Below are 12,503 nucleotides of genomic sequence, written 5' to 3'. Positions count from 1 at the left end.
CCCTTGCGCTGATCATGACAGTTTGTTGAAGCAGGGGCCGTCCATCGTGTACCCCTGTGCGGTCGGGCCTGTGAAGAAGTCCTTGACGATCGCGACCCCGGTGGGCGCCGACTCGTCCACCTTGTTGATCAGCGTCTGGCGGAAGGTGGCGGTGTTGGCGTCGCCGGAGAAGTTGCCCGCCTCGGCGGGCAGCATGCCCTCGTAGTCGACGGTCGAGAGGGACTTCACCCCGGCCAGCAGGCCCTTACGGCTGACGTCGCCGCTCGCGACCATCTTGTCCAGCGCGGCCTTGAGCGGATAGGACCAGGCCCAGCCCGAGGTGTAGCCGTCGTTCGCCGTCACTCCAGGCAGCGCGTCGCGCATGGCCTTGTGGCCCGGGGTGTCCGATCCGTACGGCTTGCCCGGCGCCGACTGCTCGTACAGCGCCTTCAGCGCGGGCGCGGCGGGCGACTTGAGCAGGGCGGGATTCCACGTGGGCCCGGTGCCGATGAAGCGGCCCTTGTACCCGGCCGCCGCCGACTGGCCGATGATGGCCGCCGCGTCGGCGGGGCCTGTCGTGAGGATCACCAGGTCGGGCTTGTTCTTGGTGATCTCGGTGATCGCACGCCCCTGCTCGGTGGCCCCCGGCGGGGTCTCGACGGCGGTGAACTCCAGCTTGTTCCGCTCGGCGGCGATCTTCGCGCCCGCCGCCGCGTCGGCGCCGTAGTCGCCCGCCAGGTGCACGGCCATCACGCTCTTGGGCTTGTAGGCCTCCATCGCGTAGTCGACCGAGTTCATGGCCTCGATGCAGTAGTTGGACCCGGTCTCGACGATGACGTCCTCGAACTCCCACGCCGAGGTCCACGAGGCGGGCGCGGACACGACGCTGTTGGCCTTGAGGTCGTCCAGGATCGCGGCGGTCGTCGGCGAGCCGAGCGTCTGCGCCAGGCCGAGGACCTTGTCCTTGATCTCGTTGTAGACCTGCCGGTGGGTCTCGGGGTTGTACTTGTTGTCCCTGACGTAGGTCTCGACGTCGACCTCGTACTTGCCGCCGATGCCTCCCGCGGTGTTCACCCGCTTCCAGAAGGCCTTCTGCGCGTCGGTGATGGGGACGGCCAGCGCCGCGAAGGGGCCCTGGGTGAGGTCGGAGATCGTGCCGAGGTAGATGCATCCCTTGTTCTTGTCGACCGCCTTGGGACATGGCTCGCTGGTGACGCCCGTTGCCATGGCGCCGCCGCCCTTGCTGCCCTCGTCGTCCCCCCGGATGACGCCGCAAGCGGACAGAAGGGCCACTACCGCGACACCAGTCACGACATAGCGACTCTTCACAAAATTTCCCTTTCTAGTAGGAGAAGGGCCAGGCTTTCCAGTAGTTGCGCACGCGGACCCAGATGCCGAACAGGCCGCGCGGCTCGAAGACGAGGAACAGGATGATCAGCAGGCCGTACAGGACGGTCTCGACCTGGAAGACGTTGGGCGTCACGGTGGTGTCGCCGCTGACGAACGGCACCAGCGCGGGCAGCGACCTGGTCAGCGGCTGCAGCAGCGAGATGAACAGGGCCCCTGCGATCGCGCCCGACACCGTGGCGACGCCGCCGATCAGCACCATCGCGATGAACTGCACCGACAGCAGCAGGCTGAAGGAGCCTGGCTCGACGAAGCCGGTGATGCTGTAGAGCAGCGCTCCCGCGCACCCGGCGTAGAAGGAGGAGATGCCGAAGGCGAGCACCTTGTAGCGGGTGAGCGGCACGCCCATGACCTCGGCGGCGATGTCGCGGTCGCGGACGGCCATGAAGGCCCTGCCGATGCGGGAGCGGGCCAGGTTGCGCGCGGCCAGCGCGAAGAGCACGAGCGCGGCCAGCATCAGCAGGTAGAGGAGTTGCTCGCGGGTGCCGAGCGGGCCGTCCTGGTCCAGGCGGACGCCGAACAGCTGCGGCACCGCGGCCGAGCGGCCGACGCCTGGGCCGCCGGTGAGGGCGTCCCACTCCTTGAAGACGTGCTCGCCGAGGAAGACCAGGCCGAGCGTGACGACGGCGAGGTAGAGGCCGCGCAGCCGGGTTGCCAGGGGCGCGACGAGCACGCCCGCCAGGGCGGCGGCCAGGCCCGCGGCGGGCAGCCAGATCCAGATCTCGGCGAGGCCGAGCCCGATCGTCCTGCCGCCCGGCGGCGCCGACAGCGCGGCGCCCGTGTAGGCGCCGATCGCGACGAAGAAGGCGTGGCCCAGCGAGACCTGGCCCGCGTAGCCGGTGACGATGTTGAGCCCGATGGCGCCGATCGCCAGCACGTACGCGCCCGCCAGCACCTCGAGCGAGCGGTCGGCGAGCACCGCCGACAGGGCGAAGGCGGCCAGCACGAGCACCGCGGTCCACACCTTCTTGGCCCTGGTGTCGAGCAGCGCCATGTCCTGGGCGTAGGCGGTGTAGAGCGACGGCCGCCCGCGGGGACGTCGAGACCGTCCGGTCGGTATGTCGGAGATGCGGGGCCGCGACGCGCGCCGCTCCTTCGCCGGCGTGTCGAGCTCGCTCATACCCGCTCCACCTCTCTCGTGCCGAACAGGCCGTAGGGTCTGACCAGGAGCACGAGCAGCATCACGACGTACGGCGTGACCACCGCGAAGTTCTGCCCCAGCCACGGCGCGAACTCGCCCTGGTAGCTCTGGAACAGCGACTCGACCACGCCGATCGCCAGCCCGCCGACGACCGCGCCGCCGAGGGAGTCGAGGCCGCCCACGATGATCGCGGGCAGCGCCTTGAGCGCGATGATCCAGGTGAGCTGCTCCACGCCCTGGCCGGTCCCGACGAACATCCCCGCGATGGCCGCGAGGAAGCCCGCCAGCCCCCACGACAGCGCGAACACCATGCCGACGGACACACCCTGGGCGAGCGCGGTCTCCTGGTCGAAGGCGGCGGCCCGCATCGCCAGGCCGTACCTGGTGAAGCGGAAGAAGGCGAACAGCAGCCCCACGAGCACGGCCGTGACCGCGAGCATGGCCAGCCACCTGGTCTGCACGACCAGCGGGCCGAGCGAGACCTGCGTGAAGCCCCACGGGTCGCCCATCTGACGCACGTCCCTGCCGATGAACGCGTTGACGACCACCCGGACCACGACGTCGATGCCGAGCGTGATGATCGCGACGACGAAGACGGGCCTGCCGACCATCGGCCTGATCGCGATCCGTTCGATCGCCAGCGCGACCCCCGCGATCAGCAACGCGGCCAGCAGCACCGCGGGATAGAAGCCGGTGACCTCGGCCAGGTAGCTGACCGCGACCGCGCCCGCCAGCATCAGCGACGGCTGCGCGAAGCTGATCACCCGCGTCGCCTTGTAGATGATCACGAAGCCGAGGGCGAGCAGCGCGTACACCGATCCGTTGCCCAGGCCCCTGATGACCGACTCCAGCACGCCCTTCACCCGCGGTACATCCCTTCGACCTGCTCTTGGAAGAGCTTGGCTATCGCGCCGCGCTTGACCTTCTGGGTGGCGGTCAGCTCGCCGTCCTCGTGGTCGAGCTCCTTGGGCAGGAACGCGAACCGCCTGACCTGCTCGACTCTGGCGAACCTGGCGTTGACGTCGTCGACGATGCCCTGGACCAGCTCGCGCACCTCGGGCTTGTCCGACAGGTCGCGGTAGGTGGTGTAGGACAGGCCGCGCCTGCGCGCCCACTCCCCCACCGTGTCCAGCTCGATGCCGATCAGCGCGACCAGGTACGGCCGCCGGTCGCCGATCACCACCGCCTCCTTCAGGTACGGCGAGGCCTTCAGCGCGTTCTCCAGCTCGCTGGGCGCGATGTTCTTGCCGCCCGCGGTGATCAGGATGTCCTTCATCCTGTCGGTGATGCGCACGTGCGTGCCCTCGACCCACTCGCCGACGTCTCCGGTGTGCAGCCAGCCGTCCTCGTCCAGCACGTCCGCGGTCGCGCGGGGGTTGCCCCAGTATCCGGCGAACGTGCCCGGATGGCGGGTGAGGATCTCGCCCGTCGGCTCGTCGATCCGCAGCTCGGTGCCCGGCTGCGGCTCGCCGACGGTGCCGAGCCTGATCCGGCCCGGCCTGTTGCCCGTGGCGATCGCGGTGTTCTCGCTCATGCCGTACACCTCGTGCATGGCGACGCCGATGCCCATGTAGAACTTGAGCACCGCGGGCGCGATCGGCGCGGCGCCCGAGGCGGCGTAGCGGACGCGGCGCATCCCGAGGCGTTCGCGCAGCGAGCGGTAGCACATCAACCAGCCCAGGCCGTAGAGCAGCCGCGTGCCCGGGGTGTGGACGCCGCCGGTGCGCACCAGCGTGTCGCCGATGCGGTCGGCCACGCGCAGCCAGAACCGGGCGACGGCGCGCTTGAGCGGCGAGGCAGAATCGATCTTGATGTTGACCTGGGCCAGGACCTTCTCCCAGATGCGCGGCACGCCGAACAGGATCGTCGGCTGCACCTCGCGCAGGTTCGCCTGGACGGTGTCGATGGACTCGGCGAAGTTGACCTGCACGCCCGCGGCGGCGTTGAACCAGACGGTGAAGGCGCGCTCGGCGACGTGGCAGAGCGGCAGGTAGGAGACGACCAGATCGCGCTCGGACGGCGGTGGCGAGGTGAAGCCGCCGCCCTCGACCAGCGTCCTGACCGCGAACTCCACGTTGGCCACCGTGAGCATCACGCCCTTCGGCGGTCCCGTCGTGCCCGAGGTGTAGATGAGCGTCACGACGTCGCCCGGCTCGGCCGTCGCCATCCTGGCCTCCAGCGCGTCCGGGTGCAGCGCGCTGTGCTCGGCGCCCAGCTCCAGCAGCTCGGGCCACGACATCAGACGCGGATCCGTGTAGCGGCCCCTGATGCCCCGCGGCTCCAGGTAGACGATCCGCTCCAGCCCTGGACACTCGTCGAGGACGGCCAGGGCCTTGTCCACCTGCTCCTGGTCCTCGGCGATGAGGATCCTCGCCCCGGAGTTCGACAGCAGGTAGGCCACCTCGGCCGGCGGGTTGGTCGGGTAGAGGCCCACTGTGACGCCCCTGACCGCGACGATCCCGAGGTCGGCGTAGAGCCACTCGGGCCGGTTCTCCGAGTGGACCGCCACCCGGTCGCCCGGCTCGACGCCGAGCGCGAGCAGCGCGTGCGCGACCAGTTCCACGTTCGCCCAGTAGGCGCGCCAGCCGACCTCCTCCCAGACGCCGAAGTCCTTGTGGCGCATGGCGACGGCGTCAGGGCTCTCGCGCGCCCTGCGGCGGACCCTCGTGGCGATGGTCTCTGTTCTCGTGGCGGTGATTGTCATGCGGCGCCTCCCAGGTACGCCTCGATGACCTTCGGGTCCTGCTGCACCTGCGCGGGCGTCCCGAGCGCGACGGGGCGGCCGAAGTCGAGCACGAGCACCCGGTCGGCCAGGTCCATCACCAGGCCCATGTCGTGGTCGACGAGCACGATGGGGATGCCCAGCTCGTCGCGGATGTCCAGGACGAACCTGGCCATGTCCTCGGTCTCCTCCAGGTTCATCCCGGCGACCGGCTCGTCCAGGAGCAGCAGCCTCGGCTCCATCGCCAGCGCGCGCCCGAGCTCCACCCGCTTCTGGATCCCGTACGGCAGCAGCCGTACCGGGTGCCTGCGCCAGGCCTCCAGCTCGAGGAAGTCGATGATGTCCTCGATCCTGGCCCTGGCGGCCAGCTCCTCCCTGCGGGCCCTGCCGAACCAGACGATGGCCGGGAGCGCGCCGTAGCGGAAGTGGCAGTGGCGGCCGAGCATGAGGTTGTCGAGGACGGTCAGGTTGTGGAACAGCTCGACATTCTGGAAGGTGCGGGCCATGCCCATGGCGGCGATGTCGTGGGGGCGTCTGGTGAGCAGGTCCTCGCCCTGGAAGGTGACGGAGCCGCGCTGGGGGCGGTAGACGCCGGACAGGACGTTGAAGATGGAGGTCTTGCCCGCGCCGTTGGGGCCGATGACGGCGAACAGCTCCCCTGGCCTGACGTCGAACGAGACGCCGTCGATCGCCTTCACCCCGGCGAACGACAGCCGGATGTCGTGCACCTCCAGGACGTTCCCGCTGGATCCGCGGGCTTCCGGGGGATCGCCGGGCGGGCGCGCCTCGGTCGCGTTCGACGGGGTGGTGCCGGGATGGGCTCGAACGTCGTCCGGAGGGCTCGGGGTGGGGGCGGTCATGAGAGCCACCGCTTCCGTCTCTTGTAGTGCTTGACGTCCCTGAAGGACTTGGCGGCTCCCTCGGCGCCCAGCCCCAGGTAGAACTCCTTGATGTCCTCGTCGGCCAGCAGCTCCCCCGCCGGCTTGTCCATCACGATCTTGCCGGTCTCCATCACGTACCCGTGGGCCGCGATCGACAGCGCCATCGTCGCGTTCTGCTCGACCAGCAGGACCGTGGTCCCCTGCCGGTTGATCTCGAGGACCAGGTCGCGGATCTGCCCCACCAGCGCGGGCGCCAGCCCCAGGCTGGGCTCGTCGAGCAGCAGGTAGCGGGGGCCCGCCATCAGCGCCCTGCCGACCGCCAGCATCTGCTGCTCACCGCCGGACAGATAGCCGGACACGCTCTTGCGCCGCTCCTTCAGCACGGGGAACAGGGCGTAGACCCTGTCCAGGTGCGAGGTCGACGAGGTGTGGCCGCCCACCCTGAGGTTCTCCTCGACGGTGAGCTCGCCGAGGATGCGCCGCCCCTCCATGACCTGGCTGATGCCGAGCCGTACGATCTGGGCGGGTCTCATGGTGTGGATCGGCCGGCCGTCCAGCGTGACCGAACCCTTGGTGATCTCGCCGTCGTGCACGTCGAGCAGGCCCGACAGGGCGCGCAGGAGCGTGGTCTTGCCCGCGCCGTTCGCCCCGAGCAGCGCGACGATCGACCCGGGCGGCACGGCGAGGCTCACTCCGCGCAGCACGAGCATCACATCGTCGTACACGACCTCGAGATTGCGAACCTCAAGCACGCGGGCCTCCTAGGTGGGGACCCCCCGATGAGAGAAAGAGTCGCCCGCACCACCCGCCCGATCAATAGGTGCGACCAAATTGGAACTGTGTTCTGGTCCTAAGCTTCTTGCCATGGCAATTTGCGAGCATCTTCTCGAGGCAGACGACCCGGCACCGCGCACGCCTCAGGGCTGCGAGGAGTGTATGGCGATGGGGGCGCGGTGGGTGCACCTGCGCCGGTGCCTGGACTGTGGTCACATCGGCTGCTGTGACTCCTCACCGAACAAGCACGCCACCGCGCACTACCGTGCGGAGGGTCACCCTGTGATCCAGTCGTTCGAGCCCGGCGAGGACTGGAAGTGGTGTTTCGTGCACAACGCGATGGCCTAACGCTCCAGGATCGCCTCTTCGAAATCGAGCTCCGCCGTGACGCGGCGGAGCACCTCGTCATCGAGCCGGCGCTCGTCGCGGAGCCGTACGAACACCTCGCGCTCCGCGGCCAGCATCTCTCTGCGCAGCCGCCGGTAGAGGCGGCTCGGCGTCTCGACGCCGCCCTGCGCGGTCCCGCCGCCGAGCCGCTCCCACGCGTTGAGCGCCCTTCGCTCCGACTTGGCGCGCAGCATGTCGATGACCTCGGCGTGGACCTCGTCCGTCTCCTCCTCCCTGAGGATCTCCTCCAGCCTGGCCATGCCCGCCTCGACCGCCGCCTGCTGGGCCGCGGCCTCCGACAGGTTGTCCTCGTACTGCTCGCGCTCGCTCGTGACGCGCAGCTTCCTGATGAGCGTGGGGAAGGTCAGGCCCTGCACCAGCAGGGTGAGGATCACCGTGCTGAAGGTGAGGAACAGCAGAAGGTCGCGTTCGGGGAAGCCCTGGGGGATGGCGAAGGCAGCGGCCATCGACACCACGCCGCGCATGCCCGCCCAGCCGACGACCACGACGTTCTGCCAAGGCGGCTTCATCGAGGTCCTGCGCACCATCAGCGGCAGGTAGGTGGCGGGGAAGACCCAGACGAACCTCGCCAGGACGGTCGCCAGGAAGATGGCCAGGACGTAGCCGGCGACCTCCCACGGGCTGCGTCCCGCCAGCCCGCTCAGCACCGGCACCAACTGCAGGCCGATCAGCGCGAAGACGATCGACTCCAGCAGGAAGTCGGTGACCTTCCACACCGAGGTGAGCACCAGGCGGGTGCCGGCGCCGGTGCGGTGCATCCGGTGACCGAGGTAGAGGCCGACGATCACCACCGCGATCACGCCGGAGGCGTGGACGGACTCGGCGCCCAGGTAGGTGGCGAACGGGATCAGCAGCATGACGGTGTTCTCGACCAGCGCGTCGCGCGCCCGCTCCAGCAGCCACCCCGCCACCATGGCGACCGCGATGCCGATCACCACGCCGCCGACCGCGGTGTAGAGGAACTCGCCGGCGCCCTCGAGCAGGCTGATGCCGTGGCCGGCCGCGGCCCCGATCGCCACCCGGTAGGCGGTCAGCGCCGTCGCGTCGTTGAACAGGCTCTCGCCGATGAGGATCGTCAGCGATCTGCGCGGCAGTCCCAGTCTGCGTCCGACCGCGACCGCGGCGACGGCGTCCGGCGGGGCCACGATCGCGCCCAGCGCGAAGGCGGCGGCCAGCGGCAGGTCGGGCAGCATCAGGTGCACGACGCCGCCGATGACCAAGGTGGTGAACAGCACGAGGCCGACCGACAGCAGGCCGATCGCTCTCTTGTTCTCTCGCAGGGTGAGGTAGGAGCTGTCCAGCGCCGCCGAGTAGAGCAGCGGCGGCAGGAACACGTAGAGGATGAGCTCGGGCTGCAGCGCGACCATGGGCACGAACGGCGAGACCACCAGGCCGACGAGCACCAGGAGCAGCGGCGCGGGCCAGCCCCTTCGTCTGGCGACCCACGCGACGAAGATCGAGCCGCTGGCCACCAGAAGCCAGTACAGACCCGCTGACGCGTCCACGTGCCCCCCTGTTGCCGAGAAACGGGCGAATCCGACCGGTCTGACCCGGCGGCCAGTTTCTCACACGGACGACCTCCGCGGGCATCAGGGGCGGGCGGTCACCACTCTCTGCGTTCGATCCTGTCGTCGCGGTGCTGCTGCTCGGGGCGCAGGCGTTCGCCCGTGACATACATCTGGTCGGTCACGTAGGGGCGATGGATGGAGGGGTCGGACTGCTGGTGCTGGTAGGCGTCGGGGCCGAGGCCCAGCGGGTCCGAAGGGTTCATCGGCCCCTGCTGGTAGGAGGGCTGCCCGTACTGGTCCTGCTGGCCGTACTGGTCCTGCTGGCCGTACTGGTCCTGCTGGCCGTGCGGCTCGGGCTGGGGGTAGGGCTCGGGGGCCGTCCTGCGGCCCGCGCCGGGGATGCCGTGCATGGGCGTGCCGAGCCCGGCCGAGCCTGGGGCGCTCTGCGCCCGCTGCGGCGGCGCGAAGGGGTCGGTGTACGGCTGGGCGGGCGGCCGCCCCGGCTGGGTGTACGGGTCCTGGCCGTAGGGGTCCTGCGCGTAGGCGTCCTGCCTGGGCTGCGGCTGTCCCTGCGTCCCGAACGGGTCGGGCTGCGAGCTCGCGAACGGGTCGTGCTGGGCGCCCTGACCCGCGAAGGGGTCGGGCTGACCGCCCTGTCCCGCGAAGGGGTCGGGCTGACCGCCCTGTCCCGCGAAGGGGTCGGGCTGACCGCCCTGTCCCGGGAAGGAGCCGGGGTGAGCGTTCTGCGCGGCGAACGGCTCCGAGTGCGTCGCGTACGGCGTGGCCGACTGCCGGGGGAAGCCCAGCGGATCGGTGGACTGCGGCCCCCTGGCGCCTTCGCGCTCGGACGGCAGCTGGTAGTCGGGCATCGGGTAGCCGGGGCCCGCGGCGGCCATCGGCTCGGCGCTCACAGGAGGCTGCTCGGCCAGCCGGGGCCTGCCGTCGGCGGGGATGGGCGTTTCGCGCTGGTCACCGTAGGAGGCGACGAGCTTGTCCTGCTGGGCGGGCGCGCCGCGGGCCACGAGCACGTCGTTGGGCGACAGCGTCGCCGTCGGCCTGTCGTCGTGGGCGCGCTGCGGCTCGTGCTCGAAGGGCGGGGGGCGATGGTACTGGCCCGTGCCCGGGTACTCCACAGGATCGGCGACGGGCTGGACGACAGGGGCGGCGGGCTCCTCGCCCGCGGCCTCCGCGTAGCCGTCGTCGAGGGTGTCGAGCAGCCGCCCGACGTCGTCCATCGGCATCCGGAAACTGCCGGTGCACATCTCCCCTCGCCACAGGCTGAGCACCAGGGTTCCCTCGTGCCACGTGACCCGGAGACACCTCTCCTGACCTCGTGCATCGAAGAACACTTCGCCGAACGACGGCAACGGGACAACTTCCGACATGGCAGACATACTGCTTTAACCAGCCTTTATTCGTCCACTCAACCTTGAGAAACCCTACCTAAACGGGCTTTCCACACCCACTGCGAGCACCGGGGCGCCACGGCGGGAAGATCTTCTTTGACCTGGCGGGTTACGCCCGGCAAGTGTGCCACGCCGTACGCGCAAGGGTGCCTGGAACGCCAGGATGTGTTCACCTCCGTACGGAGAGGTGACCGGGGTTTTGCAACCCTTTGGGCGACTCTTGAGGATGCCTGCGGACGGCCGCGACGCGGCCCGATCGCAAGGCTGCCAAATCTGTCGCCGCGACCGGGTACGGTTTCTGCCGTGCCGGACTCCACACTCCCACCAGTCGAAGAGCTGCTGTCCATCGCCGTAGGCGCCCTGGGAGGGAGCGACAGGCCAGGGCAGATCACCATGGTCAAGGCCGTGCAGCGGGCCATCGACGACGAGGAGCACCTCGCGGTCCAGGCCGGCACGGGCACCGGCAAGTCGCTCGCCTACCTGGTGCCCTCGATCCGGCACGCGATGGAGTCCGACTCCCCCGTGATCGTCTCCACCGCCACGATCGCCCTCCAGCGGCAGCTCGTCGACCGTGACCTGCCGCGCCTGGCCGAGACCCTCGGCAAGGACCTGCCGCACGAGCCGACCTTCGCCATCCTCAAAGGGCGGCGCAACTATCTGTGCCGCTACAAGGTGACGGCCGGGTGGCCGGAGGAGGAGCAGGACCAGCTGTTCGACCCCCGCGAGGTCAGTGCCACGGGCCGGATGGTCCAGCGCATCCAGGAATGGGCCGAGGAGACCACGACGGGCGACCGCGACGAGCTCGTGCCCGGCGTCAACGAGCAGGCCTGGCGGCAGTATTCGGTGAGCGCCAAGGAGTGCCTGGGGGCGCAGCGCTGCCCGAGCGGCGCCGAGTGCTTCGCCGAGCTGGCCAAGGCGCGGGCCGGAGAGGTCGACGTGGTCGTCACCAACCACGCGCTGCTGGCCATCGACGCGATGGAGGGCATGTCGATCCTGCCCGAGCACGAGGTCGTGGTCGTCGACGAGGCGCACGAGCTGGTCGACAGGGTCACCTCGGTGGTGACCGACGAGCTGTCGGAGGCCTCGGTCTCGCTGGCCGTACGGCGGGTCGGGCGGCTCATCGAGCAGCCGATCGCCGACCAGCTGATGGAGGCGGGCGAGGACCTCAAGGCGCTGCTCGACGCCGCGCCGCCCGGCCGGATCGACGATCTGCCCGAAGTGCTGGGGCTGACGCTCGCGCTGGTTCGCGACAGCGCCGCCAGGTGCGTCACCGCGATGGGCCCGCGCGGGGCCAACAACTCCGCCGATCCCGACAACATGGACACTGTGGGCCAGCGCAAGGCGGCCTTCACCGCGCTCGACGAGGTGCACGACACGGCCGTGCGCATGCTGGAGGCCTACGGGCACGCCTCGGAGGTCGACAGAGCCGAGGTGGTGTGGCTCGACGGCGCCACCGACAGGCGGCCCGCGACGCTGCGCGTGGCGCCGCTGAGCGTGGGCGGGATGCTGCGCGACAAGCTGTTCGGCGAGCGGACGGTCGTGCTGACCTCGGCCACGCTCGCCCTCGGCGGCACCTTCGACGGGCTGGCCGCGCAGTGGGGGCTCGGTGACAAGGGTTGGACGGGCATCGACGTCGGCTCGCCCTTCGACCACCCGCGCTCCGGCATCCTCTACGTCGCCAAGCATCTGCCCCAGCCGGGGCGTGACGGGCTGCCGCAGGCCTACGTCGACGAGATCGCCGAGCTGATCGAGGCGGCGGGCGGGCGCACGCTCGGGTTGTTCTCCTCGATGCGGGCGGCCAAGGCGGCGACGGAGGCCTTGCGCGACCGGCTCGACGTGCCGCTGCTGTGCCAGGGTGACGACTCCACGATGCTGCTGGTCAAGCAGTTCGCCGAGGATGAGGCGACCTGCCTGTTCGGCACGCTGTCGCTGTGGCAGGGCGTCGACGTGCCCGGCCCCTCGCTGCGGCTGGTGATCATCGACAGGGTGCCGTTCCCCAGGCCGGACGACCCGCTGACCTCGGCGCGGCAGCGACACGTGATGGCCAAGGGCGGCAACGGGTTCATGGCGGTGGCGGCCAACCACGCGGCGCTGCTGCTGGCGCAGGGGGCCGGGCGGCTGCTGCGGGCGCAGGACGACAAGGGGGTGGTGGCGGTGCTCGACCCTCGGCTGGCCACGGCCCGCTACAGCGGGTTCCTGCTCAACTCGCTGCCTCCGTTCTGGCGGACCAGCGACCCTGCGGTGGTCAGGACCGCACTCAAGCGCCTGACGAGCTGA

The 12,503-nt window shown here is 70.1% G+C and carries 10 protein-coding genes; 2 read left to right on the top strand and 8 right to left on the bottom strand.

Annotated features, from left to right (window positions below; translation table 11 throughout):
* Positions 1–12: 12 nt before the first annotated feature.
* The 6 genes from AC3EO4_RS29695 to AC3EO4_RS29670 are packed head-to-tail and all read right to left on the bottom strand — an operon-like array spanning position 13 to position 6,882.
* Positions 13–1,308: an ABC transporter substrate-binding protein gene (locus AC3EO4_RS29695; RefSeq protein WP_431898715.1), complete on the bottom strand. Its 1,296-nt coding sequence runs from the start codon at positions 1,306–1,308 to the stop codon at positions 13–15.
* A 13-nt stretch (positions 1,309–1,321) separates the two neighbouring features.
* Complete coding sequence (locus AC3EO4_RS29690) at positions 1,322–2,506, bottom strand: branched-chain amino acid ABC transporter permease (RefSeq protein ID WP_431898714.1); 1,185 nt, start codon at positions 2,504–2,506, stop codon at positions 1,322–1,324.
* On the bottom strand, positions 2,503–3,390 hold the full coding sequence (locus AC3EO4_RS29685) for a branched-chain amino acid ABC transporter permease (protein WP_379574145.1): 888 nt from the start codon (positions 3,388–3,390) through the stop codon (positions 2,503–2,505). The genes AC3EO4_RS29690 and AC3EO4_RS29685 overlap by 4 nt, the downstream gene beginning before the upstream one ends.
* Positions 3,387–5,231, bottom strand: coding sequence for an AMP-dependent synthetase/ligase (locus tag AC3EO4_RS29680; RefSeq protein WP_431898713.1), 1,845 nt, complete (start codon positions 5,229–5,231; stop codon positions 3,387–3,389). The genes AC3EO4_RS29685 and AC3EO4_RS29680 overlap by 4 nt, the downstream gene beginning before the upstream one ends.
* The gene (locus AC3EO4_RS29675) at positions 5,228–6,109 is read right to left on the bottom strand and encodes an ABC transporter ATP-binding protein (RefSeq protein WP_431898712.1); all 882 of its coding nucleotides are present in this window, start codon (positions 6,107–6,109) and stop codon (positions 5,228–5,230) included. The genes AC3EO4_RS29680 and AC3EO4_RS29675 overlap by 4 nt, the downstream gene beginning before the upstream one ends.
* On the bottom strand, positions 6,106–6,882 hold the full coding sequence (locus tag AC3EO4_RS29670; protein WP_379574142.1) for an ABC transporter ATP-binding protein: 777 nt from the start codon (positions 6,880–6,882) through the stop codon (positions 6,106–6,108). Before AC3EO4_RS29670 ends, AC3EO4_RS29675 begins: the two co-directional genes overlap by 4 nt.
* A 112-nt stretch (positions 6,883–6,994) precedes the next feature.
* Between AC3EO4_RS29670 and AC3EO4_RS29665 the strand changes: the two genes are divergently transcribed.
* Positions 6,995–7,252: a ubiquitin carboxyl-terminal hydrolase 14 gene (locus AC3EO4_RS29665; protein ID WP_431898711.1), complete on the top strand. Its 258-nt coding sequence runs from the start codon at positions 6,995–6,997 to the stop codon at positions 7,250–7,252.
* Here AC3EO4_RS29665 and AC3EO4_RS29660 read toward each other — a convergent pair.
* Both AC3EO4_RS29660 and AC3EO4_RS29655 read right to left on the bottom strand, forming a co-directional pair.
* Entirely contained in the window at positions 7,249–8,817 is a 1,569-nt protein-coding gene (locus tag AC3EO4_RS29660) for a Na+/H+ antiporter (RefSeq protein ID WP_431898710.1), read from the bottom strand. The two genes, AC3EO4_RS29665 and AC3EO4_RS29660, sit on opposite strands and share 4 nt — an antisense overlap.
* A 98-nt stretch (positions 8,818–8,915) precedes the next feature.
* Positions 8,916–10,205: a hypothetical protein gene (locus tag AC3EO4_RS29655; RefSeq protein ID WP_431898709.1), complete on the bottom strand. Its 1,290-nt coding sequence runs from the start codon at positions 10,203–10,205 to the stop codon at positions 8,916–8,918.
* Between the two features lie 324 nt (positions 10,206–10,529).
* Between AC3EO4_RS29655 and AC3EO4_RS29650 the strand changes: the two genes are divergently transcribed.
* Positions 10,530–12,503: an ATP-dependent DNA helicase gene (locus AC3EO4_RS29650; RefSeq protein ID WP_379574138.1), complete on the top strand. Its 1,974-nt coding sequence runs from the start codon at positions 10,530–10,532 to the stop codon at positions 12,501–12,503.

This window comes from Nonomuraea sp. bgisy101 (assembly GCF_057708945.1).
This window is presented reverse-complemented; position numbering and strand designations above follow the sequence as displayed.

What these genes read in the sequence shown, in the direction of transcription:
- AC3EO4_RS29690 (WP_431898714.1), bottom strand. Translation starts at nt 2,506, where the DNA reads ATGAGCGAGCTCGACACGCCGGCGAAGGAGCGGCGCGCGTCGCGGCCC.
- AC3EO4_RS29680 (WP_431898713.1), bottom strand. Translation starts at nt 5,231, where the DNA reads ATGACAATCACCGCCACGAGAACAGAGACCATCGCCACGAGGGTCCGC.
- AC3EO4_RS29675 (WP_431898712.1), bottom strand. Translation starts at nt 6,109, where the DNA reads ATGACCGCCCCCACCCCGAGCCCTCCGGACGACGTTCGAGCCCATCCC.
- AC3EO4_RS29665 (WP_431898711.1), top strand. Translation starts at nt 6,995, where the DNA reads ATGGCAATTTGCGAGCATCTTCTCGAGGCAGACGACCCGGCACCGCGC.
- AC3EO4_RS29655 (WP_431898709.1), bottom strand. Translation starts at nt 10,205, where the DNA reads ATGTCGGAAGTTGTCCCGTTGCCGTCGTTCGGCGAAGTGTTCTTCGAT.